Here is a 23,743-nt window from a genome sequence, read left to right as displayed (position 1 = left end):
CCCTCCATTGTTCTCCTTAAATCCTCCGGTCGCCGCTTTATTCCCCTTCCGGCACCTTCAGGATCACAGCTTCGTCGGGGCTAATCGGCCGGCCACTCTGAGTTCGGACCTCCAGTCGAACCGCCTGGCCGGTTGCACGCTCTACCAGGAGCGAATGCGCCTCCTGGGGGGCAAACAGGTGGCGCTCGCCAAACTGCCTGAGCGCCACCATCACCGGAAACAGATCTTTTCCCTTAGCCGTCAGACGATATTCCATGCGCGTCCCGCCTTCGCTCGCCGATACGAGTTCGAGAATGCCGTTCGCGACCAGCGCCCGCAGGCGTTCGGTGAGAATGTTCTTGGCGATGCCGAGGCTCTTTTGAAATTCGCCGAAGCGCGCAAGCCCGTCAAAAGCGTCACGCACGATCAGCAATGACCACCAGTCCCCGATTACGTCCAGGGAGCGTGCGCTGGGGCAATAGTCACCCTTGAGGCTCTTTCGCGCGACCATCGCCTAGTCCGAAACTCGATTCAGGGGGAAAAAATATGGTTGCATAATTAAACCGATCAAGTTACCCGAAGATGGTTTCATTATTAAACCATTCGACAGGAGCTTGCAATGAGCACTGAACAAGGCGCGTCGCCTGCGGGCGGCGCGGGCAATGGCGCGCGCGCCCGGGCCAGACAGGACGTTGGCGATGCGAACGGGCCTGCCGGCGTATCTCCAGCCAGCACGCCGCCGGTTACCCGCTTCACCATTTTCCTGTTTGCTGTCGCCAGCGGTCTTGCCGTCGCCAACGCCTATTTCGCGCATCCGCTTCTCGACGTTATGACCGCCGATCTTCGGCTTTCGCACGGTCTGGCAGGCCTGATCGTGGGGATGACGCAGCTTGGCTATGGCTTGGGCCTTGTCCTGCTGGTGCCGCTCGGTGATCTGATCGATCGTCGCAAGCTCATTGTCGCACAGTCGCTCCTGTCCGTTCTGGTCCTGATCTGCGTGGGTTTTTCGACGACCGCGGCCATGTTGCTGGTCTCCATGGCGGCAATGGGGTTTCTGGCCGTCGTTACGCAGGCCTTGGTCGCCTATGCCGCCAGCCTCGCACGGCCATCCGAACGCGGCCATCTCGTCGGGATGGTCACGAGCGGGATCGTGTTCGGTATCCTGCTGGCCCGTAGCGTTGCGGGGGTTCTAACCGATCTCTCCGGGTGGCGGACGGTTTACCTGGTTTCTGCTTTGCTGACATTCGTGGTGGCGCTGCTGCTTTGGAGAGCGCTTCCGCGACAGGAAAGGCCGCGCACGAGCCTGACATATACGGGCCTCATCAGGTCTCTCGTTACGCTCCTGATCGAGGAGCCGGTCCTGCGCATCCGTGCCGTGATCGCCATGCTGATCTTCGCCAACGTCACGATGCTGCTGACACCGCTGGTCCTGCCGCTGAGCGCGCCGCCATATTCCCTGTCCCACACCGCGATCGGTCTGTTCGGGCTTGCGGGCGCGGCGGGCGCGCTCGGTGCGGCGCGAGCGGGACGCTGGGCCGATAGGGGGCACGGCGAACGCACCACGGGGGTGGCGCTCGGCCTGATGCTGGTCGCCTGGCTGCCGATTTCGCTATTGGATCACTCGATCCTATGGCTGATCGCAGGGGTTATCATCATCGATTTCGGGCTGCAGGCGACCCATGTCACCAATCAGGCGATGATCTATCGCGTCAGGCCGGAAGCGCAGAATCGTCTCACGGCCGCCTACATGATGTTCTATTCGATCGGCAGCGCAATTGGCTCATCCACCTCAACGATCATCTACGCCTATGTCGGATGGGAAGGTGTCTGCATTGCAGGAGCAGGTATCAGCCTCACCACGATCGTTTTTTGGGCACTTACCCAACGGTGGATACCTGCTGTGGCCACCCAAAAGGTCGTGGAGTGAAATATAGGCACATCCGTGCCCTGTGATGCGGGCAAATGGCGGAGAGGGAGGGATTCGAACCCCCGATGGGCTTGCACCCATGCCGCATTTCGAGTGCGGTGCATTCGACCACTCTGCCACCTCTCCGCGGAGCTTGGTCAGCCGTTTCCGGCGCGGCGCACACATAACCATTGTGGCGGCGTCCGACAAGAGCAAAGTCGGCGCAGTGCGTGGCGAATTTCGCAGCCGCTGCCGGTCGTCACGATTGGCGGTTCACAGATTGCGCGCAGATGGCCTAGTCTGCCGCCATGCATTACGGCGCGGGGAGTCGATGGGGCGGCGCATGACGAGACGATCGAACGGGTACGCCCGGTGGCTGTGAGGCGGTGCCTGCAGATTTTCGCCGGAGCATCCTTCACGCTCTCGACCGTAATATGGGCCGGCGACGCGTTTGCGCATGCGGGCGACCGCGGGCATGTGCTGCTCTTGCCGACGGGCCACTACATCTTCGGCGGGGCGATTGCGGTGGCGCTGACCTTTCTGGTCCTGGCGCTCGTTCCGGCCAGACCGCTCGACGATCTCGCGCGGCTGCGCTTGCGCATCGGCAGTCTGCCGACATGGCCGAGGCTTGCGGCGAGCGCGCTTTGCTTTTTCCTTCTCGTCGGGCTTCTCGTGGCGGGGTGGTTCGGCAGTCGCGACCCGTTGTCCAATCCGCTGCCGCTGATGGTCTGGACGGTGTTCTGGGTCGGCCTGACGCTGGCGCAGGGCGTGTTCGGGAACATCTGGTGGTGGATCAATCCGTGGTACGCACCGTGGCGCATTCTTTCCCGTGTCACGGGCCGGCGAGAGGCTCCTGAGCTGCCGGGGCGGGTCGGCTACTGGCCGGCGGTCGCCCTCTTCGCGGCCTTCGCCTGGTTCGAACTCGTCTATCCCGCGCCCGACGATCCCGCGCGCCTCGCCACCGTGCTCGCGGTCTATTTCGTGCTGAACCTCTTTGCCGCCTTGACCTTCGGCTATGAGGCCTGGATGCGGCAGGGCGAATGCCTGTCGGTCTTCCTGCGCATGATCTCGCGGCTGGCAATCGTCGATGGCAGCCGGCCTGTCGGCAAGCGGCGCGCCATCGCGCTGTGCCTGCCCGGAGCCAAACTCGCCGATGCCGCGCCGCTGCCCTTGTCGGGTGTCGTGTTCCTGCTCCTTGCGCTTGGGTCTGTGTCGTTCGACGGGTTGATGCGCACGTTCTTCTGGCTCGGCCTCAATGGCATCAACCCGCTCGAATTTCCCGGGCGCACCGCCGTTCTCTGGATCAGCAGCTACGGCCTGCTCCTGACGGCTACGATTCTCGCATCTGCATTCTTCGGCGCGGTCGCGCTGGCGGCGCGAATGTCCGGCAACCGAGCCGTGGCGGATGCGGCGGGCGCGCTGGTCTGGTCGATCATCCCGATCTCGATGGCCTACCATTTCTCGCACTATCTCGCGGCGCTGGTAATCAACGGACAATATGCGCTGGCTGCACTCTCCGACCCCTTCGCGACGGGCGCCGACCTCCTGGGAACGGTGACGTTCAACGTGCAGGCGGGCATCCTGATGGGGGCCGATGGCGCGTGGCTCGTCTGGAACCTGCAGGCGGCGGCGATCATTGGGGGGCATCTGCTTGCGATCCTGGTCGCGCATGTGATCGCGTTGCGCCTGCATGGCACGGGCGGAGCGGCAACCCGCAGCCAGCTTCCACTGGCAATTCTGATGGTGGCCTACACCGTTTTCGGCCTGTGGCTGCTGTCGTCACCGACGGCGGGATGAGGCGCGATGTCGCGATCTTCTTCCGCTGCGGAAACAGAGCAGTTGCCACGTGAATGGTTTGATGATTTAGTTTGTACACAAGCGATTTTCGGGCATCGGGAACTGTCCGGAAAATCGGCGAAACGTTCGGTCAACGGTACGCGACAAGGGGAACCCTCATGACTGACATTTTCAAGCCATCACGCCTCCTCACGACTGGTATTTCACGACGCAGCGCGCTCAAGGGTCTGGGTGCCGCCGCCGCGATCGGCACGGCGCCCGGCTTCGTGCGCTATTCGCAGGCGCAGTCGTCCGCGCCGATCAAGATCGGCTTCCAGGCGCATCGCACGGGCATCGGCGCCGCCTATGGCCGCTGGTATGAGCGGACCACGAGTGCTGCCGTCAAGCTGATCAACGATGGCGGCGGCATCAACGGACGGCCGATCGAGATTATCACCGAAGATGACGGCACGGACGCTGCGCGCGGCGCCGAGGTGATCGAGAAATTCGCCAACCAGCACAAGGTCGATATCGTCTACGGCACGCTTTTCAGCCATGTCGTCGTCGGGTCCGCGCCGGCTGCGGGCGAGCTCAAGATGCCGTACTACGTGGTCAGCGAGGGCTATCACGTGGCGTCGGGCAAGATGAACCGCTACGTGATCCAGCCGGGCATCACCGACGTGCGCGCGCAGTGCCGCGCGGTGGCCCCTTGGATCACGTCGAATGTCGGCAAGAAGATCACGATGATCTATCCCGACTATGCGTTCGGCCACGACCATCGCGACTTCTTCGCACCCGCGGCAACCGAGCAGGGCGGTGAGATCGTCGCGCAGATCCCGATCCCGCCGACCGAAAGCTCGTTCACCCGCTACCTGCCGCAGATCCCGTCCGACACGGATGTGATCTATCACGTGATGGTGGGGCCGGCGGTGCTCACCTTCGTCAAGGAACTCGGCGAGTTCTACGGCAACAGCGGACCGAAGCTCTTCGGCTTCATCGACTCGCTCGAGGCGGTCGACATCAAGAGCCCGGGTCTCGAATTCCTCGAAGGCACGCATTTCTGGGAAGGCATGCCGCGCTACCTGCAGGCAGACGCGTCGGAAGACGAGAAAGCCTATCGCACTGCCGTCGGCCTCGACGACAATGGCGCCAGCGTCAACGACGCGAAGGACGTCTCGACCGCCGCGCACATGTTCGGCTGCTGGGAGACGCTCTACGTCATCAAGGCCGCGATGGAAGCCGCCGACTACAAGGGCCCCGAGGATCGCGCGAAGCTGATCGAGGCGACCGAGGCGATGACCGACCTGCCGGCCGGGCCCGAGCATCCGCAGGGCGCGAAGGTGTTCAACGGCAAGAACCATCAGGTCTATGGCAGCCAGAGCATTTCGGTGGTCGAGGGCGGCAAGCTCAACGTCGTTCACCGCACGACGATCGAAGACGGCATGTACGAGGCGGAGGCCGACTACACCACGCAGTCCTTCTGATCGGATCGATGTGAGGATGGTGTTCGAAGGGCGCACACAGCGCTTCCAGGCCGGCTGATGGGGTTTGGTCCCTATCTCCTGCTCGCCTCTCTCGAGGGGCTGGTGACAGCGGCCGTTCTGGCGCTGACGGCGCTCGGACTGTCGCTCGTCTTCGGTGTCATGCGCGTCGTCAATGTCGCGCATGGCGAGTTCTTCATGCTCGGCGCGGTGCTGGCCTGGGGCGTCTCGACGGCGTTTGCGGGGCATCCGGCGATCGGCTTCACGGCCGCCCTTCTGGTCGCGCCGCTGGTCGTGGGGGCCGCGGCCCTCCTGTCGGAACGGCTGGTGCTTCGCCGGCTTAATTACGATCCGGAGGCGACGATCGTCGCCACGATCGGCATGCTCTACATCATCCAGCAACTGGCGCTCACCTTTTACGGCGCGGATGCGCGGCCGGTGCAGCCGCCGTTCAACATCCGCATTCCGCTGCCGTGGTTCGGGTTCTCGGGCTACAAGCTGTTCGTCATCTTTGCCGCGATCGCCATGATGATCGTCACCTGGTTCGTGCTGACACGGACGAAGATCGGTCTCGTCATGCGCGCCACGCAGTACGATCGCGAGACGGCTCAGGCGTTCGGCATTCCCGTCGATCGTGTCTATGCGGGCGTGTTCGCGCTGGGGGCGATGCTGGCCGCACTCGCCGCCGTGCTGATCGTGCCGATCCAGCAGGCGCATTATCTGATGGGCCGCGACCCGCTGCTTCTGTCTTTCATCGTCGTGATCATCGGCGGGCTGGGCAGCCTGCGGGGCACCGTCGTCGCCGCTGTGCTCATCGGCCTGTCGGATTCGATCATCTCGATGTTCTATTCGCCGACGCTCGCCAAGATGCTGGCGACAGGCCTCGTCGCCATGGTGCTCGTCTTCCGCCCGCAAGGGCTGTTCGGGACCACTGCCCGATGAACGGCGCGCAGAATTCGAGCAAGGTCGTCCTGCTGCATCTCGCGGTGATCGGCGTGCTTCTCGCAGCCAACTTCCTGCTGCCTGAGTACCATCGCGGGGTGTTCTCGCGCGTGCTCGTGCTGGCCGTCTTCGCGATGGGCTACAATCTGATGTTCGGCTACACCGGACTTCTGAGCCTCGGCCACGCGATGTTCTTCGCCGCCGGCATGTATGGCGCGGGGCTTCCGCTCTATCATCTCGGCTGGGGCGTGCCGCTTTCGTTCGGGACGGGGCTCGTCGCAGGTGTCGGCGTCGCGACGATCGTCGGGCTTCTGGCACTGCGCACGACCGGCGTCGCCTTCATGATCGTCACGATGATGTTCGCGCAGGTCTTCTATCTCGGCTCGCTCTATTTCACGACATGGACGCGCGGCGAGGAAGGGCTGGTGCTGAACCAGCAGATGCGCAGCATCGATCTCGGCGGCACCGCGATCAGCCTGTCCGATCCTTCGACGCGATACCTGATCGCGCTGGCCCTGTTCTCGGTCATACTGCTCGCGATCCTCAAACTGGTGCGGTCGCCTTTCGGGCGCACGCTCGTCGCGATCCGCGAGAACGAGGAGCGGATGCGCATGCTGGGCTACGACGTGTTTCGCGCCAAGCTGTCCGCGATCGTTCTGTCAGGGCTGTTCTGCGCGTCGGCCGGCGCGGCATACGCCATCCTGTTCGGCTATGTCGGGGCCGGCTTCGCGACGATCCAGTATTCGATCCTTCCGCTGCTCTGGGTGCTTGCGGGCGGTGCGGCGACGACGCTCGGGCCGCTGATCGGCACGCTCTTCATGTTCTATGTGATCGACTACACGTCCGGCCTGACGACGGCGTATCTCCTGTTCGTCGGCGTCGCGCTCATCCTGCTGGTGCTGTTCTTCCCGAAGGGACTGCTCGGTACGATCCGCGAGAGGTGGCTGCCATGGCTGCCCTGACGCCCCTTGGGATGCCTCTCATCGAGACGCGGGCCCTGTCGCGCCATTTCGGCGGGCTGAAGGCTGTCGAGAGCGTCGATTTCAAGCTGGAGAAAGGCGAAATCCGCGCCATCATCGGCCCGAACGGGGCCGGCAAGACGACATTCGTGAGCCTGATCTGCGGTCGCATCGCGCCAAGCAGCGGCACGATCGCCTTCAACGGGACCGACATTACGGCGATGCCCGCGCACAAGCGCGTGCTGGCGGGCATCGCCTACACGTTCCAGATCACCAGCATCTTTCCAAAACTGTCGGCCTACGACAATGTCGCGCTCTCGGTTCAGCGCCGGCTCCTGACCAAGGGCCGCATCAAGCCCGCCGAGCTTCATGACGGCGTCATCGAGGCGCTCGGCCGCGTGGGTCTTGCCGACCGCGCAACGACGCTCGCGGGCAACATGGCCTATGGCCATCAGCGGCTTTTGGAGGTCGCGATGGGCTTGGCGCTCGAACCGCGCCTGCTGATCCTCGACGAACCGACGCAAGGCCTGTCGGATGGCGAGATCGAGACCTTCGTCGCGCTGGTCCGGGACATCGCAAAGGACGCGACCGTCCTTCTCATCGAACACAACATGCATGTCGTGATGCAGCTTGCGCAGAAGATCACCGTGATGAGTTCGGGCCGCATTCTCGCGGAAGGCACGCCGGAAGACATCCGGGCCAACACGGCCGTGCAGGACGCCTATCTGGGGACGACCGCCGATGGCTGAGGCGCTCTCGATCTCCGGCCTCGATGCAGGCTACGGCAATGTGCAGGTGCTGCGCGGACTGTCGCTCGATCTGCGCAAGGGCGAGGTTCTCTGCCTGCTCGGGCGTAATGGCGCGGGCAAGACCACGGCGCTGAAGGCGATCATGGGCCTCGTCTCCGTGAGCGCGGGAGCGGTCATGAAGGATGGCGCGGACCTGAGCAGACTGGCGGCGCACGACATCCCGAAGACCGGCGTGGCCTATGTGCCGCAGGGGCGTCGCCTGTTCGCCGAAATGACCGTGGCCGAGAACATCGAGATCGGCCTGATGACGCGCGGCAAGGGCAGCGCGACGCGCGAATCCGTGCTCGACCTGTTTCCGGTTCTGCGCGAGCGGCTTTCACAGCAATCGGGCACGCTGTCCGGCGGCGAGCAGCAGATGCTCGCCATGGCGCGCGCCCTGTGCATCGAGCCCGACGTACTGCTTCTCGACGAGCCGACGGAAGGCCTGATGCCGTCGATGATCGCCAAGATCCGCGAGACGGTGGCCGCACTTCGCGAACGCGGGGTCTCGACCATCCTGGTTGAGCAGCGCGTCGATGCGGTGCTGTCGCTTGCCGACCGCGTGGCCTTCATCGAGAACGGCCAGAACCGCGAGACGGTGCCGGTCGAGCAGGTTCGCGCCGATCCAGATTATGTCAGGCGGTATGTCGGCGTAAGCTGATCAGGCGAGCGCGACGCCCGCGTCCGCCATCTTCGCCGTCATGGCATCCAGCGAGCCGCCGAGATCGATCGCCCGGCAGGCATCGAGCCGGACGGTGGCGGTGAAGCCCGAACGCACCGCGTCGAGCGCCGAATAGGCGACGCAGAAATCGGTCGCCAGTCCCACGAGCGTCAGGTCGGAAATCCCGCGCTCGCGCAGATAGCCGGCAAGGCCGGTCGGCGTCTCGTGGTCGTTTTCGAAGAAGGCGGAGTAGCTGTCGATCGACGGACGAAACCCCTTGCGGATCACGAGTTCGGCCTTGGTCCACTGAAGTCCTGAGTGAAACTGCGCGCCGGCCGTTCCCTGCACGCAATGGTCGGGCCAGAGCGTCTGCGCGCCATAGGGCATCTCGACCGTGTCGAACGGGGCCTTGCCGGCGTGTGACGAAGCGAAACTGGAATGTCCCGCCGGGTGCCAATCCTGTGTCAGGATCACGTGGTCGAAGCCCTCGATCAGGCGATTGACGACCGGAACGATCTGGTCGCCGCCTTCTACGGCGAGCAATCCACCCGGACAGAAATCGTTCTGCACGTCGATCACGATCAGGGCTTTGTCGCTCATGATGTCCTCTCTCAAGCCGGCGCAGTTCAATGCCTGCATCAGGCTGATGGGAAAATGGCCGCTTGGCAAGCATCGGGCTTGCAATATCATTTGCATGCGAATGAGTTTCGTCGCATTCTCAGCCGTGGGAGCAGGATATGCGCTACGCGAAACCGAAGTCGATTGACGAGGCACTCGCGCTCTTGAGCGAAGACCGTTGGCGCATGCTCGCCGGCGGGTCCGACTTCTATCCAGCACAGGGCTCGCGCCCGCTCCGGGACAACATCCTCGACATCAACGGCCTGTCCGATCTGCGCGGGATTCACGAAGACGCGACGCATGTCGTGTTCGGCGCGCGCGCGACATGGACCGATATCATCCGGGCCGACCTGCCGCCCGCCTTCGCGTCTCTGAAGCAGGCCGCGCGTGAGGTGGGGTCGATCCAGATCCAGAACACCGGCACCATCGCCGGCAATCTCTGCAACGCATCGCCCGCCGCCGATGGCGTGCCGCCGCTTCTGACGCTCGATGCCGAGGTCGAGCTGCGCTCGCTGGGCGGTACGCAAACGATCCCGCTTTCGGATTTCATCCTGGGCAATCGCAAGACGGCGTTGAGGACTGGCGACATGGTGACGGCGGTCCGCGTACCGAAAGCGGCCGCGCGCGGCACGTCCCATTTCGTCAAGCTCGGCGCGCGGCGCTATCTGGTCATCTCGATCGCGATGGTCGCCGCACGGGTTGTCGTCGGGCAGGGCGGAACGATCGAAGAGGCCGCGATTGCGGTCGGTGCATGTTCCGCGGTTGCGGTGCGGCTCAAGGCACTGGAGCAGCATCTGGTCGGGCATCCCGTCGCGTCGGTGCGGGAGATCGTCGAGGCCTACGACTTTGCCGAGCTTTCGCCCATCGACGACGTGCGTGGAAGCGGGGGATATCGGCGTGACGCGGCGCGCGAAATCGTCTGCCGCGCGCTGGCGGGCGCTGCCGCGTCGGCAGGAATCGCAGAGGAGGTGGCGGCATGAGCATGGCATCCGCACCGATCTCGCTGACGGTCAATGGTGACGCCGTGCGCGTCGATGTCTCGCCCGTGATGCGGCTGTCCGCGCTGTTGCGCGATACGCTGAAACTCACCGGCACGAAGGTCGGCTGCGACGCCGGCGACTGCGGTGCCTGCACCGTTCTGGTCGATGGCGCGCCGGTCTGCTCATGCCTCGTACCGGCCGCGAGCGCCGAAGGTTCCGAAATCCGCACCGTCGAGGGGCTCGCAAATGGCAGCCTGTCGGCCCTGCAGCAATCCTTCCTGCGCCATGGCGCGGCCCAATGCGGCATCTGCACGCCCGGCCTGCTCATCACCGCGACCGCGCTGCTCGACGTCAACCCGCACCCGAGCGAGCAGCAGGTCAGCGACGCGCTGGGCGGCGTGCTCTGCCGCTGCACCGGCTACCGCAAGATCGTGGCGGCGGTGATGGAGGCGCTGGAGCCCGGCGAACGGCACGAACCGGCGATCAATGGACATGCGGTTGGGGCGGCAATTCCGCGTCTCGACGGCGAGACGAAGGTGCGCGGCACAGACCTGTTTGGCGCGGACGAGCGGCCGGATGATGCGCTGTCCGTGATGGTGATCCGCTCGCCCTTCTGGCACGCGCGGTTTTCGTTCGGTGATCTGGACGCCTTCATAGCTGCCCGCCCCGGCATCGAGGCAGTGTTCACGGCCAGGGACATTCCCGGCGTCAACCGGTTCGGCGTGATCCCGCCATTCGCCGACCAGCCAGCGCTGGCAGACGGGACTGCGCTCTTCCGCGGCGAGGCCGTCGCGCTGGTCGCCGGCGAGCGCGATGCGATCGAGGAACTGGAGATCGCGGATTTCCCGATCGAATGGCACGAACTGCCCCACGCGCTGACGACCGCCAAGGCGATGAACGGCTTCGACCGCCTTCATGCGAGCCGCGAGGGCAATATTCTGACGCAGGGTCTGGTCGAGCGTGGCGACGTTGCAGCCGCGTTGGCCGGCTCCGCCGCGACGGTCACCGGCTCGCTCGAAACGTCCTATGTCGAGCATGCCTATATCGAGCCGGAAGCCGGCTATGCATTCATGGATGGCGATACGCTCGTCATCAAGGCCTGCACCCAAGCGCCGATCATGGACCGGGACGACACGGCCGCCACTCTCGGCCTCGCGAAGGACAAGGTGCGGATCATCCCGACCGCGACCGGCGGCGGCTTCGGCTCCAAGCTCGACCTGTCCGTGCAGCCGCTGATCGGCCTCGTCGCGCTGAAGACGGGGCGGCCGGCCGCGCTGACCTACACGCGGCAGGATTCCATGACCTCCACGACGAAGCGCCATCCGGCCGTCATGACCGCGACGATCGGTGCCGATGCGGATGGCATGATCTCCGGCATGCACTTCGAGGGCGATTTCAACACAGGTGCCTATGCCAGTTGGGGGCCGACGGTTGCGACGCGCGTTCCTGTCCACGCTTCGGGTCCGTATTTCACGCCGGCCTATTATGCGCTTGGCCGTGCGGTTCATACGAATGGTCCCGTCTCTGGCGCGTTTCGCGGTTTCGGCGTACCGCAGGCAGCCTTGATGCAGGAGACGCTTTACGACGAGCTCGCTGGGAAACTCTGCATCGACCGGCTGGAATTTCGCCTGAAGAACGCGCTGCGCAACGGCCAGCCGACCGTCTGCGGCCATGTGATGGACGAGGGGATCGGCATCACCGCCTGCCTGGAGGCGCTACGGGAGCCGTGGGCGCGCGCCTTCGCCGAGGCGGAACGTTTCAACGCCGGGAACGAGCATATCAAGCGCGGCATCGGCGTCGCCTCCTGCTGGTACGGCTGCGGCAACACCGGCATCCCCAACCCGTCGACCATCAAAATGGGCATCACGACCGACGGCAGGCTGATCATGCATCAGGGCGCGGTCGATATCGGGCAGGGGTCCAACACGGTCATCCCGCAGATCGCGGCGGAAGCGCTTGGCCTGCCGCTGTCGGATTTCGCCTACGTCTATGGCGACACGGCGGTGACGCCCGATGCCGGTAAGACTTCCGGCTCGCGACAGACCTATATTTCCGGCAAGGCGGCCGAAAAATCCGGGCGCGCGCTGCGTGAAACGATCCTGCGCTACGCCAATGTTTCGGATGCCGCCGAACTGTCGCTCGATGGCGCGATGGTCGTGGTGCGCGAAGGCGAGGCGAGCCGCACGATTGCGCTTGGCGGCCTGCCGGTCGATGCGGACGGCTTCGTCTTCGCCGCCAGCGAGAGTTATGACCCGCCGACCGTGCCGCTCGACGCCAAGGGGCAGGGCAAGCCTTACGCCGTCTATGGCTGGGGCGCGCAGATGGCCGAACTCGAAGTCGACATGAAACTCGGCACGGTCAAGCTCATCAAGATCACGGCGGCGCACGATGTCGGCCGCGCCATCAACCCGCTGCTGGCCGAGGGCCAGGTGGAGGGCGGTATCGCACAGGGCATCGGGCTCGCCCTCATGGAAGAGTATGTGCCCGGCCGAACCGAGAATCTGCACGACTACCTCATCCCGACGATCGGCGACGTGCCGCCGATCGAAACGATCCTGATCGAGGTTCCGGACCCGGAAGGGCCCTACGGCGCGAAGGGGCTGGGCGAGCACGTCCTGATCCCGACCGCACCGGCGATCCTCAACGCGATCCGGCACGCATCGGGCGCCAAGATCGAACGCGTACCGGCAACGCCCGACCGCGTCCTGGCTGCGATCCGGGAGGCGAAGCGGTGAGATTTAATCAGCACTTTTTTGCAAACCCCCTCCACCGCCTTCGGCGGTCCCCCTCCCCCGCTTCGCATGGGAGGATCCACGGTGGAGACCGGCCGCAGCGGCAGATCCTCCCCCGTTTACGGTGGACCGCCGAAGGCGGTGGAGGGGGTGTTTTGCGTCAGGGGCGCTATTCATGAGCGAACTGTCCGAACGTTTCGAGACCCACGAGCCGGGCGAGGCGCGCGCCGGTGAAAAGCTGCGCTGCGATGCCTGCCCGGTCATGTGCTACATCGCCGAAGGGCGCACCGGCGCTTGCGATCGCTACGGCAATTTCGGCGGCCGTATCGTTCGCTCCGACCCGGTCACCATCCTGGAACACCGCGTGGAGACCGGCGGCGAACTCGTGTCCTTCGCCGGCGAAGGAGAATGGGACGGCAATCCGGTAAACCCAACAAGGCGTTTCGTGACGGGTATCGGCTCCGGCACCACCTATCCCGACTTCAAGCCCGCGCCGTTCATCGTCGCCCAGGAGGTGGAAGGCGTCGATCTGGTCACCGTCGTCACCGAGGGCATTTTCTCCTATTGCGGCGTGAAGGTGAAGATCGACACCGACCGCCATATCGGCTCCGAGACTGCGATCGTGCGCGCGCAGGGCGAGCCTGTCGGGCATGTGACCACGGCGGAATACGGCTCGCAGATGCTGTCGCTCGGCGGCGTGCGACACCTCACGGGCGGGTCGAAGAGCGAAGGCCGCGTCACCTGCGACACGATGCTGGCGCTGTGCAACAAGCAGGCGGTCGAACTGACGATCGATGACGGCTCGACCATCATCGTGCAGGCCGGGCAGCCGCCGGTGATCGACGGCACGGTCGAGCATCGCATGCGGGTCGGCTGCGGGTCGGCCACGATCGGCATGTTCGCGACGCAGTGGCAGGGGCTGGTAGACGAGGTGGTGGTCGTCGACGACCACATCACCGGCGTCGTCTCCGAGCATCAGGCCGGCAAGGTGATCGACTGGGCGGAGACCGGCATCAAGATTTTGGGCCGGCGTTCCACGCCGGGGCGTTATTTCAAGGTGTCGGAACCCGGCCTTGGCTGGGGCGGCACGACGATTGCCGACCCGCTCGAAATCCTCGGGCCGTGGAACCCGAAGAAGGGCGCGCGTCCCGGCCTGTCGCTGCTGATGGTCTCCACGACAGGTGAGCAATTCGCCTATTACGAGCTGGACGACGCACTCACGCCGGTCGCGAAACCGTTCCCGGATCGGCTGCGCAAGTCGGTCGATCTGATCGAGGACAATTGCGAGCCGGCGCTCTGCACCGTGCTGTTCATGGGCGGCGCGGGCGGCAGCCTGCGCGCGGGCGTCACCGAGAATCCGGTCAACCTCACACGATCCGTGCAGCGGCTCCAGACCTATGTCACCTGTGGCGGCGCACCGGTCTATGTCTGGCCGGGCGGCGGCATCACGCTGATGGTCGACGTCATGCGCCTGCCCGACAACGCGTTCGGCTACGTCCCGACGCCGGCGCTCGTCGCGCCGATCGAGTTCACGCTTCGCCGCGATCATTACGAGCAGCTTGGCGGCTACGCCTCGGCCGTCCGCTCCGTCGATGACGTGCTTGCCGAAGGCGGCGAGTATTTCAACCCGCGCGAGGCGAAGCCCGCACCCGATGCCAATCCATGGCCGCTCTCGCAACAACTTCGGCGGGAGCGCGGGTGATGGACGGTCCCCAAGCCGCCATGCTGACCGATGGCAGGCGGCTGCACCTCAATCATGGGCCAATCGATCTCATCATCGAGGCGTTCGGCGATCCGGCGGAATGCGCCGCCGCCTATACGCAAGCCAAGGATCGTTTCGATACCGTTCTGACTGAATTGGTGACTGAGCTTCCGCAATTGCGGAAACCGGCGGCGATGCGCCAGCGCCCCTTTCAGGGACCGACCGCAAGGCGAATGGAGCAGGCGGTCTGCCGGCTCGCGGATCGCTTCATCACGCCCATGGCGGCGGTGGCCGGCTCCGTCGCCGACGAGGTGCTGGCCGCGATGATCCAGGGACGAACCCTCGATCGCGCCTATGTCAACAATGGCGGCGACATCGCCGTGTTCCTGTCGCAAGGCGCGGAGATGAAGGCGGCGATTGCCGGAACGGGCCATGGAATGGGCGACCGCATCACCATTCGCTCGACCGATCCCGTTCGCGGCGTCGCCACGAGCGGATGGCGCGGGCGCAGCCATTCGCTGGGCATTGCCGATGCGGTGACAGTGCTTGCGCGCGACGCCGCGGCGGCGGATGCGGCAGCGACGCTGATCGCCAATGCGGTCGATCTGCCGGGTCATCCCGCGATCGAGCGAAAGCCGGCTCATGAACTTGCCCCCGACAGCGATCTGGGCGACCGGCTGGTGACGACCGCCGTCGGCGTGCTGTCTTCCAACGACGTCGCTGAGGCGTTGCGAAATGGCCTTGTCGTCGCTGAGGAATTCGTCTCGCGCGGCCTGATCGTCTCGGCGGCGCTGTTTCTGGATGGCCAGAGCCACCTTGCGGGCACTCTTGCCGCTGTGCCGACCAAAACAATCGAGGAAGCCCATGCCTGACTTCATCATCCGCAAGATCGCGGTCTTCACCGAGGAAATCCTGCATGATGGCGGCCCTGCGCCGGCAACGCCACGCCGTCGCGGCGCGTCGATGGCGCTGGTGAAAAACCCGTTCGCCGGACGGCATGCCGAGGAACTGCAATCCGCGATGGACGATCTCAAGCCACTCGGAAGAATTCTGACCGAACGCCTGGTCGAGGCGCTCGGCGGCGACGTCGCTGCCATCGACGGTTACGGCAAGGGCGCGATCGTCGGCACGGAGGGCGAGATCGAGCACGGCGCGCTCTGGCACGTGCCGGGCGGCTACGCCATGCGCGAGCGCCTCGGCGCCTCGAAGGCGATCGTTCCGTCCGCCATGAAGGTTGGCGCGTTCGGCTCGGCGCTCGACGTTCCGCTGGGCCACACCAACGCCGCCTATGTGCGCAGTCATTTCGACGCGATCGAAGTGCGCGCACCCGATGGTCCGAGGCCGGACGAAATCCTGTTCGTGCTTGCGATGGCCTGCGGCGGGCGCATCCATTCGCGCATGGGCGGGCTCGAAGCCTGGGACGTGAAGGGTGAGGACGGGCTTCGGTGAGCACGCCGCCGCCCTATCGGCTGGAGGAGCAGATCGGGTTCGTGCTGCGCAAGGCAAGCCAGCGGCACATTGCGATTTTCGTGCGGCATATCGCCGAGCTGACGCCGCCGCAGTTTGCAGCACTCGCCAAGCTGGCCGAAGTGGGCGCGACATCGCAGAACCAGCTCGGTACGCTGGTGGCGATGGACGCAGCGACCATCAAGGGCGTGATCGACCGGCTGAAGCTGCGCGGTTTCGTCAGCATCGAGCGCCATCTGGAAGACCGCAGGCGGATCGTCGTCAGCCTCACGGAGGAGGGGCGGCAGGCCGTCGAGGCGCTGCTGCCGCTCGCCCATGCGATCACGCGGGAGACCACCGGGCCGCTCAGCGCCCGTGAGATCGAGACGCTGATGCGGTTGCTGGCAAAGCTTAGCTGACGCTCGCCGTCTCGCGAACCGGACGCCTTGCCGCGATCCGGATGCCGAGTGCGGCGCCAAGCAACATCACCACTGCGGCTGCGACGACGCTGATGAAGGCGTAGTCGAAGGCTCCGCGCGCCAGGTCGGCCAGCGTTTGCGCCGCTGCCGGGTCGAGCCTCTCTGCCGCGATGAGCGCTTCGTCGAGGCTGTCGCGCGCGGTGGCGCTGATATCCATGCCGGATGGCAACACCAGAGCGGCCGTATAGAGCGCCGACATCAGGCTGCCCATGAGGGCGATGCCCATTGCGCCGCCGAGTTCGTACGAGACCTCTTCCACCGATGCGGCCATGCCGGCGCGGTCTTCGGGCGCGCTGAGCATGATCGAGGTGGATGCAGCCGTCATGGCTGCGCCGACGCCGAAACCCATCACGGCCAACAAGCTGAGCCACACGATCTGGTTCAGATCGTAGGTCAGGAGGAAGCCGCCGAGGCCGACACCGGATAATGCCAGCGACGACCAGAGCACGGTTTCGTTGCCCAGACGCGGCAGAGCGAGACCGGTCAGCGGGCCGGCGAGGAACGCCGCCAGCGGGATCGGCAGGATCAAGAGGCCAGCCTCAAGCGGCGACAGACCGAGAACCAGTTGCAGGCGCTGGCTGAACACGAGCTCGACGCCGATCAGCGCCGCGGACGCGACAAGCGCGGTCGCGACTCCCGACGAAAACCGGCGGTTGCGGAACAGGGTGAAGTCGATGAGCGGCGCAGCACTTGCGCGTTGCCGCCGGACGAACAGCACGAGTGCGACCACGCCGATGACGGCAGCGATGGCAGCCGCTTCCCACGACGGCACCCGCTTGCTGACTTCCTTGATGGCGTAAGCAACGCCCACAAGACCGACCATGATCTGGACAGAGCCGATGAGATCCCACGGCCGGTCGGCCTTTCCGGGCCGGTTCGGCAGCAGGACGAGCGCCAGCACCAGCGCGACGATGACGACGGGCACGTTGATGAGGAACACCGAGCCCCACCAGAAATATTCGAGCAGGACGCCGCCGACGACCGGCCCGAGCGCTGCGCCGCCGGAGGCAACGGCTGCCCATATGCCGATGGCGAAGGCGCGCTCGTTTTCATCGGTGAAGGTAAGCCGGATGATCGACAGCGTTGCCGGCATCATCATTGCTGCGCCGACGGCCAGCATCACGCGTGCGGCGATGAGGATCGACGGCGTCGGTGAATAGGCTGCGATCAGCGATGCGAAGCCGAACACCACCAGTCCGGCCGTGAACAGCCGCTTGTGGCCGAGCCGGTCGCCCAGCGTGCCGAGACCCGGAAGCAGGCCGGCGACGACGAGCGGATAGGCGTTGACGATCCAGAGCTTTTCGGATGCGGTTGCGCCGAGATCATGGGTCAGGCGGGGCAGGGCGGTGTAGAGCACCGTCATGTCGATGACGATGAGGAGAAGCGCGCTTGAAACGATGGCGAGGACGAGCCAGCGATTGGCGGAAGTCATTGTGTCTGTTCCCATGGAATGCGGGGCGCAACGTTGTGTCGGCGCCGGGTGATCGCTATATAAATACGCGCGTATGGAATTGAAAGGAAAAATTTATGGCGGGGCGACCGAGAACCATCGACCGCGACAAGGTGCTGGATGCTGCCGAGGCCGTCGTCACCCGCACGGGAGCGAGCGGCCTGACCATCGATGCGGTGGCGAGGGAGGCGGGCATCACCAAGGGCGGCGTGCAGTACTGCTTCGGGTCCAAGGACAACCTCATCGCCGCCATGATCCGGCGGTGGGGGGATGCATTCGAAGAGGACGTGATGAATTTCGCCGGCGAAAAGCCGGATGCACGGGCGGTGATCCGGGGGCATGTCGAGGCGAGCCGTCCGCCGGACGCCGCAGAGGTTTCACGCGCGGCGGTGATGATGACCGCGCTGCTGCAAAGTCCCGATCAGGTCGCGGAATCGCGCAAATGGTACAACAGCAGGCTTGAAGGACTGGATGTGTCGACGCCGGAAGGGCGCGACGCAAGGCTGGCGCTTTTCGCCATCGAAGGGCTGTTCTTCCTCAAATCCTTCAACCTGATCGATCTCGACCGGGAGACCTGGCAGTCGGTATTCGAGGATATCGTGAAGCTGGCCCGATCCGGCAAAAGCTGACTATTTGAAGCGTGCCGCTGTATCATGGTCGATGCCGTCGGCGTCGATGACGACGCCGAACAGGGTTCGGGCTTGCTCGGCCGTGTAGTAGCCGAGCGTCACGTCGCGCAGCACCTTTTCCGGGTCACGCTCAAGCGGGTCGCCATAGCCGCCACCGCCGGGCGTGCCGACGCGAACGCGGTCGCCGGCTTTCATCGCGATGTCCTGCTCCTTTGACAGATGCGCAGGCACATGCGCCTCGCCGTCGCGGAACACCGTCACCGTGTTGACCGCGCCGTCAGCGCCGCCGAGCGCGCCCTGGGGGCCGAAACGCCCATGATCCATGACGAAGGAGGCGCGCGCCTCGCCGCGCAGAAGCTCGATCTCGTAGTCGAGACCCATGCCGCCGCGCAGGCGGCCCGCGCCGCCCGACCCTTCGCGCAGGCGGTAGTGATTGTAGAGGATCGGGTAGCCCTGCTCCATGATCTCGACCGGCGGCGACTTGGAAATGCCGATGGTCGAGCAGCCGTTCGAGAGGCCGTCATGATCGTCATTGCCGCCATAGCCGCCGCCCGAAAGTTGGTAGAGCACGAAGGGCCGGCCGCGCAGCGGATCGAACCCGCCGAGCCCGAAATTGCCGCTCGAACCGGCGGGTGCGGCCGTCACCTTGCCGGGCAGCGCCTTCACCATGGCCGAGAAGACCGCTTCCGCGATGCGTTGCGACACCTCCGCCGCGCAGCCGGAGACCGGGCGCGGATAGCGGGCGTCCAGAAACGTCCCTTCCGGCTGGATGATCTGCAAGGGCTCGAAAGCGCCGGCGCTGATCGGCACGTCGGGGAAGATGTGGCGCATCGCGAGATAGACGGACGAATAGGTCGTCGCCAGAACCGAATTCATCGGCCCGATGCAGGGCGGGCTCGATCCGGCGAAGTCGAAGATCAGCGTATCGCCTTTTTTATCGATCGAGAGCTTGATCTCCAGCGGCTGATCGACCACGCCATCGGAATCGACATAGGCGACGCCTTGATAGGTGCCGTCGTCGATGGTCGCGATCTTGGCGCGCATCTGGGCTGCTGCCCGTGACCGCAGTTCCGCGATCGCATTGGTGACCGTATCGTCTCCGTAACGATCCAGCATTTCGAACAGCCGGTCCTGCCCGACCTGCAAGGCGGCTGCCTGTGCCCTGATGTCGCCGATGCGCTGGTCTGCGACGCGGATGTTGGATGTGATGATGGCGTAAATCTCGGGGTCGAGCGTGCCCTTCTTGAACAGCTTGACCGGCGGCAGCCGCAGTCCTTCCTGCTCGACCGACGTCGCCGATGCCGAGAAACCGCCCGGCACCGCGCCACCGATATCCGGCCAGTGACCGGTGTTCGACAGCCAGCAGAAGATCGCCCCGTCGCGCCACACCGGCATGGCGAACCGCACATCCATGAGATGCGTGCCGCCGAGATAGGGATCGTTGACGATGTAGATGTCGCCCGGCTCAGGCGCGAGGCACCGCCCGTTCGCGATCATCTCGATCAGCGTGCGCGTGGAGTATTGCATGACGCCGACGAAGACCGGCAGGCCGCCCGCGCCCTGCGCGATCAGCGAGCCGTCCACGGCCGAATAGATGCCGTCCGACCGGTCGTTGGCTTCGGCGATGATGGGCGAGAAGGCCGAGCGCGAGAAGGCGAGGTCCATTTCGTCGCAAATCTGCTGAAGCCCGGCTTCGATGACCGACAGGGTGATCGCGTCGATGGTCATGATGTGCAGCCCTGCTGTCTGGACGGACCTCGCCAGGCACCCCCACCCCTTACCCCTCCCCACAAGGGGGAGGGAGACCTTGGTGTCCCGTCACTTCCGTGAATTTTGGCTCCGAGCATACACGCTCCAGAATCCCCCTCCCCCTTGTGGGGAGGGGTAAGGGGTGGGGGTCGGCGCAGAGGTCGGCGCGGGGGACCGCGGAACGTCACGCTCATCTCCCCACCTCCACGATGATGTTTCCGTCGCGGTCGCTGGTCGCGACGTCGCCCGGTTCGATGACGGTCGTCGCGTCGAGCTGTTCCAGGATCGCGGGACCGGTGACGACCGCGTCGAGCGGCAGCTTCTCGCGGGCATAGACGGGCGTGTCGATCCAGGCGCCGTCGAACCAGACGGATCGCGTCTCGTTCAGGGCTTTCTCAAGCGTGTCCTCGTGGCCGGCGGGATCGATCAGCGTCGCCAGGTCGATCTCGGGGCGCACGCCGATGACGGACGTGTTCAGGTTGACGAGGTTCGCGCGGATTTCCGGCAACGACACCTTGAACCGCGCGAAATACGCGGCCTCGAAAAGCGCCTGCAATTCCGCCCGGCCTATCCGCGTCGAGGGCAGGGTCACGTTGATCAGATGGGTCTGCCCGACGAACTGCATGTCGGCGGAATGGAGGAACCGCAGTTCCTTCGGCTGGACCGCCTCCTTGGCAATCAGGCTGCGCCCCTCCTGCGACTGCGCGTCGAGGATAGCGGCGAGGTCGTCTTCATCGATCTCCGCCACGGGTCGATTGACGGTCCGGACGAAGTCGTGGCGCAAATCGGCGACGACGCAGCCCAGCGCGTTGGTGATGCCCGGCCGCGCCGGCACGATCACGCGCGGAATGCCGAGTTCCTTGGCCAGCGCGCATGCATGGAGCGGACCCGCGCCGCCAAAGGCGAAGAGCGCGAAATCACGCGGATCGTGCCCGCGCGACACCGACACCATGCGAATGGCACCGGCCATTTTGAGGTTGCCGAGGCGCAGCACCGCACCGGCTGCCTCGACGCCGTCGAGGCCGGTCGCCTTGCCGATCTTCCCGGCGAAGGCGGCCTGAACCGCGTCCACGGAAACAGGGTTGTCGACTGCCAGAAGCTTGCGCGGGTTCAGCCGCCCAAGCACCAAATTGGCGTCGGACACGGTCGGTTCGGTGCCGCCGCGGCCGTAGCAGATCGGGCCGGGCTTCGCGCCTGCGCTCTCCGGCCCGACACGGATCAATCCGGCATCGTCGACATGCGCGATCGATCCGCCGCCGGCACCGACTGTGTGGACGTCGACCATCGGCACATGGATCGGCATCGCATATTCGATCTCGATCTCGTTGGACACCGCCGGCCGTGCATTGCGGATCAGGGCGACGTCGGTCGACGTGCCGCCCATGTCGTAGGTGACGACATTGTCGAAGCCGGCGCGCCGCGCGGTATACGCCGCCGCCATCACGCCGGATGCCGGGCCGGACATCACCGTCTTCGCCGCCTCGTCCGTGACGAAGCGGGCGGAAATCATGCCGCCATTGCCGTTCATGACGAGAAAGTCGCGGTGATAGCCACGCGCGTTGAGCTCGTCGGCGAGGCGGGACACGTAGCGCTTCAGGATCGGCTGGACGGAGGCGTTCACAGCAGCGGTGACGCCGCGTTCGAACTCGCGTGCCTCCGACAGGAGCGAGTGGCCGGTCGTGATATGCTCGTTCGGCCAGATTTCACGCGCAATCTCCGCCGCGCGGCGTTCATGCGCCGGGTTTGCGTAGGCGTGGAGGAAATGGATCACAAGGGATTCGCAGCCGGCGTCCAGCAGCGCACGCACCGCATCGCGAACCGCCTCTTCGTCCAGCGCCACACGCACCGCGCCGGTCGCCTCCAGGCGTTCGGGCACTTCGAGCCGAAGGTTGCGCGGGATCACCGGCACGAAGACGCCCGTCATGCCGTAGGGCTGCGGGCGCGTGCGGCGGCCAAGCTCGATCACGTCGCGAAACCCGCGCGTGGTGATCATCCCGGTTTTCGCGAGGCGGCGCTCCAGAACGGCGTTGGTGGTGGTGGTCGTTCCGTGGACGATCAGGTCGATACGGTCCACCGGAAAGCCGGTCGCCTGGATCGCATCGATCACGCCGAAAGCCTGGTTTTCGACCGTCGTCGGCCGCTTCGCGATATGGACCCTGCCGCCGTCGCTGCCATCGATCAGCAAAAGGTCGGTGAAGGTCCCGCCGACATCGATGCCGGCGACCACGCTGCCCGAACCTGTCGTGTCGTTCTCATTCATGATGAAAATCCGAAACGTTTGGCCTGCGTGAGAAGCACATTTTGGAATGCCGCCCTAAGCCCTGATCTTGACGCGATAATCATTTGTATACTAATAAATTCCACTGGCAAGCACAGCCCTCAGCCCAGTCCTCGTCCTGACCGACACTGCCTCCGGCCAGCACGCAAGAACCACGGGACACAAGCCTATGAACACGATCGCGCGCCCCGACGCAGCAGATGCACGCCCCGCCGACTTCCCCGCCCCAGCCGGTGTTTTTGCCGAGCGGGTCGTGTCGGTCCGCCACTATACCGATCGGCTGTTCTCGTTCCGCATCACGCGGCCGGCGAGCTTCCGCTTCCGGTCCGGCGAGTTCGTGATGATCGGCTTGCCGAACGCGGAGAAGCCGATCTTCCGGGCCTATTCCATCGCCAGCCCGTCCTGGGACGAGGAGATCGAGTTCTTCTCGATCAAGGTGCCGGACGGTCCGCTGACGCAGCATCTGCAGAAGATCCAGCCCGGCGACACCGTGCTGATGCGGCAGAAGTCGACGGGCACGCTCGTGCTCGATGCGCTGACGCCGGGAAGCCGCTTGTGGATGATCTCGACCGGCACCGGCATCGCGCCGTTTGCGAGCCTGATGCGCGATCCGGAAACCTACGAGAAGTTCGAGCAGGTCATTCTCACCCACACCACCCGCGACGTGGCCGAGCTTGCCTACGGCGAGGAACTCGCGCGCGACCTCGGCGCCGATCCGCTCATCGGCGAACTGGTCAATGGGCGTTTCGTCCACCACGCGACGACGACGCGCGAGGCGTTCGTGCGCATGGGCCGCATCACGTCGCTGATCGAGAGCGGCCAGCTCTTCAAGGACACCGGCACGTCGCCCTTCGATCCGGCCACCGACCGCGTCATGATCTGCGGCTCGATGGACATGATCCGCGACGTCAAGGCGCTGGTCGAAGGCTTCGGCCTCACCGAAGGCTCCAACAACAAGCCCGCCGAACTCGTGGTCGAACGCGCCTTCGTCGGCTAGATCATTTCAAGTTTTCGCTGAAACACCCTCCGGCCCTCCGGCCCTCCGGCCCTCCGGGCTGTGGGGCGAGCCGCTTGTCTCGCCGGTCCTTCGGACCCCCCGCTTCGCAGGGGAGGATTCGAGGTTGCGGACAATCACGACCGGGATCCTCCCCCATTTTTTATGGGGGAGGGGGACCACGAAGTGGTGGA

General features: G+C 65.1%; 20 protein-coding genes and 1 tRNA gene. 15 read left to right on the top strand and 6 right to left on the bottom strand.

Annotated elements, in window-relative coordinates; genetic code table 11:
• Positions 1 to 37: 37 nt before the first annotated feature.
• On the bottom strand, positions 38 to 490 hold the full coding sequence (locus AAFN55_RS20150) for a helix-turn-helix domain-containing protein (RefSeq protein WP_347800760.1): 453 nt from the start codon (positions 488 to 490) through the stop codon (positions 38 to 40).
• 108 nt (positions 491 to 598) lie between these two features.
• On the opposite strand from AAFN55_RS20150, the gene AAFN55_RS20145 reads away from it, so the two are divergent.
• Entirely contained in the window at positions 599 to 1,906 is a 1,308-nt protein-coding gene (locus tag AAFN55_RS20145) for an MFS transporter (protein ID WP_347800759.1), read from the top strand.
• A gap of 36 nt (positions 1,907 to 1,942) precedes the next feature.
• Here AAFN55_RS20145 and AAFN55_RS20140 read toward each other — a convergent pair.
• Positions 1,943 to 2,032, bottom strand: a tRNA-Ser gene (locus AAFN55_RS20140).
• A 225-nt stretch (positions 2,033 to 2,257) separates the two neighbouring features.
• Between AAFN55_RS20140 and AAFN55_RS20135 the strand changes: the two genes are divergently transcribed.
• From AAFN55_RS20135 to AAFN55_RS20110, 6 genes are all read left to right on the top strand, one after another.
• Positions 2,258 to 3,682 (top strand): hypothetical protein, encoded by a 1,425-nt coding sequence (locus AAFN55_RS20135; RefSeq protein ID WP_347800758.1) that lies wholly within the window; start codon positions 2,258 to 2,260, stop codon positions 3,680 to 3,682.
• A gap of 158 nt (positions 3,683 to 3,840) precedes the next feature.
• Positions 3,841 to 5,145 carry an ABC transporter substrate-binding protein gene (locus AAFN55_RS20130; RefSeq protein ID WP_347800757.1) on the top strand — a complete coding sequence of 435 codons (1,305 nt, stop codon included), beginning with the start codon at positions 3,841 to 3,843 and terminating at the stop codon, positions 5,143 to 5,145.
• A gap of 57 nt (positions 5,146 to 5,202) precedes the next feature.
• Positions 5,203 to 6,084 (top strand): branched-chain amino acid ABC transporter permease, encoded by an 882-nt coding sequence (locus AAFN55_RS20125; protein WP_347800756.1) that lies wholly within the window; start codon positions 5,203 to 5,205, stop codon positions 6,082 to 6,084.
• Entirely contained in the window at positions 6,081 to 7,046 is a 966-nt protein-coding gene (locus AAFN55_RS20120) for a branched-chain amino acid ABC transporter permease (protein ID WP_347800755.1), read from the top strand. The genes AAFN55_RS20125 and AAFN55_RS20120 overlap by 4 nt, the downstream gene beginning before the upstream one ends.
• A complete protein-coding gene (locus AAFN55_RS20115) occupies positions 7,034 to 7,792 on the top strand; it encodes an ABC transporter ATP-binding protein (protein WP_347800754.1) in 759 nt (252 codons plus the stop codon). Before AAFN55_RS20120 ends, AAFN55_RS20115 begins: the two co-directional genes overlap by 13 nt.
• The gene (locus AAFN55_RS20110; RefSeq protein WP_347800753.1) at positions 7,785 to 8,492 is read left to right on the top strand and encodes an ABC transporter ATP-binding protein; all 708 of its coding nucleotides are present in this window, start codon (positions 7,785 to 7,787) and stop codon (positions 8,490 to 8,492) included. Before AAFN55_RS20115 ends, AAFN55_RS20110 begins: the two co-directional genes overlap by 8 nt.
• Here the strand turns inward: AAFN55_RS20110 and pncA are convergent, their stop codons facing one another.
• Positions 8,493 to 9,092: a bifunctional nicotinamidase/pyrazinamidase gene (pncA, locus tag AAFN55_RS20105; protein WP_347800752.1), complete on the bottom strand. Its 600-nt coding sequence runs from the start codon at positions 9,090 to 9,092 to the stop codon at positions 8,493 to 8,495. It lies immediately after the preceding gene.
• Between the two features lie 137 nt (positions 9,093 to 9,229).
• Between pncA and AAFN55_RS20100 the strand changes: the two genes are divergently transcribed.
• From AAFN55_RS20100 to AAFN55_RS20075, 6 genes are all read left to right on the top strand, one after another.
• Entirely contained in the window at positions 9,230 to 10,090 is an 861-nt protein-coding gene (locus AAFN55_RS20100; RefSeq protein ID WP_347800751.1) for a xanthine dehydrogenase family protein subunit M, read from the top strand.
• Positions 10,087 to 12,825, top strand: coding sequence for a molybdopterin cofactor-binding domain-containing protein (locus AAFN55_RS20095; protein ID WP_347800750.1), 2,739 nt, complete (start codon positions 10,087 to 10,089; stop codon positions 12,823 to 12,825). The genes AAFN55_RS20100 and AAFN55_RS20095 overlap by 4 nt, the downstream gene beginning before the upstream one ends.
• A gap of 172 nt (positions 12,826 to 12,997) precedes the next feature.
• Positions 12,998 to 14,524, top strand: coding sequence for a 6-hydroxynicotinate reductase (locus AAFN55_RS20090; protein ID WP_347800749.1), 1,527 nt, complete (start codon positions 12,998 to 13,000; stop codon positions 14,522 to 14,524).
• Complete coding sequence (locus tag AAFN55_RS20085; protein WP_347800748.1) at positions 14,524 to 15,396, top strand: UPF0280 family protein; 873 nt, start codon at positions 14,524 to 14,526, stop codon at positions 15,394 to 15,396. Before AAFN55_RS20090 ends, AAFN55_RS20085 begins: the two co-directional genes overlap by 1 nt.
• Positions 15,389 to 15,973, top strand: a complete 585-nt coding sequence (locus AAFN55_RS20080) for an amino acid synthesis family protein (protein ID WP_347800747.1) — start codon at positions 15,389 to 15,391, stop codon at positions 15,971 to 15,973. The genes AAFN55_RS20085 and AAFN55_RS20080 overlap by 8 nt, the downstream gene beginning before the upstream one ends.
• Complete coding sequence (locus AAFN55_RS20075; RefSeq protein ID WP_347800746.1) at positions 15,970 to 16,389, top strand: MarR family transcriptional regulator; 420 nt, start codon at positions 15,970 to 15,972, stop codon at positions 16,387 to 16,389. The genes AAFN55_RS20080 and AAFN55_RS20075 overlap by 4 nt, the downstream gene beginning before the upstream one ends.
• On the opposite strand, the gene AAFN55_RS20070 is transcribed toward AAFN55_RS20075, so the two are convergent.
• Positions 16,382 to 17,881, bottom strand: coding sequence for an MFS transporter (locus tag AAFN55_RS20070; RefSeq protein WP_347800745.1), 1,500 nt, complete (start codon positions 17,879 to 17,881; stop codon positions 16,382 to 16,384). The two genes, AAFN55_RS20075 and AAFN55_RS20070, sit on opposite strands and share 8 nt — an antisense overlap.
• 95 nt (positions 17,882 to 17,976) lie before the next feature.
• Between AAFN55_RS20070 and AAFN55_RS20065 the strand changes: the two genes are divergently transcribed.
• Positions 17,977 to 18,528: a TetR/AcrR family transcriptional regulator gene (locus tag AAFN55_RS20065; protein WP_347800744.1), complete on the top strand. Its 552-nt coding sequence runs from the start codon at positions 17,977 to 17,979 to the stop codon at positions 18,526 to 18,528.
• On the opposite strand, the gene AAFN55_RS20060 is transcribed toward AAFN55_RS20065, so the two are convergent.
• Both AAFN55_RS20060 and AAFN55_RS20055 read right to left on the bottom strand, forming a co-directional pair.
• Positions 18,529 to 20,259 (bottom strand): hydantoinase B/oxoprolinase family protein, encoded by a 1,731-nt coding sequence (locus AAFN55_RS20060; RefSeq protein WP_347801052.1) that lies wholly within the window; start codon positions 20,257 to 20,259, stop codon positions 18,529 to 18,531.
• A gap of 208 nt (positions 20,260 to 20,467) precedes the next feature.
• Positions 20,468 to 22,537, bottom strand: a complete 2,070-nt coding sequence (locus AAFN55_RS20055; protein WP_347800743.1) for a hydantoinase/oxoprolinase family protein — start codon at positions 22,535 to 22,537, stop codon at positions 20,468 to 20,470.
• Positions 22,538 to 22,724: 187 nt separating this feature from the next.
• On the opposite strand from AAFN55_RS20055, the gene AAFN55_RS20050 reads away from it, so the two are divergent.
• Complete coding sequence (locus AAFN55_RS20050) at positions 22,725 to 23,552, top strand: ferredoxin--NADP reductase (RefSeq protein WP_347800742.1); 828 nt, start codon at positions 22,725 to 22,727, stop codon at positions 23,550 to 23,552.
• Positions 23,553 to 23,743 lie beyond the last annotated feature (191 nt).

This window comes from Mesorhizobium sp. CAU 1732 (assembly GCF_039888675.1).
GTDB lineage: Bacteria > Pseudomonadota > Alphaproteobacteria > Rhizobiales > Rhizobiaceae > Aerobium.
The sequence above is the reverse complement of the archived record's forward strand: the minus strand, read 5'-3'. Positions and strand labels throughout refer to the sequence as shown.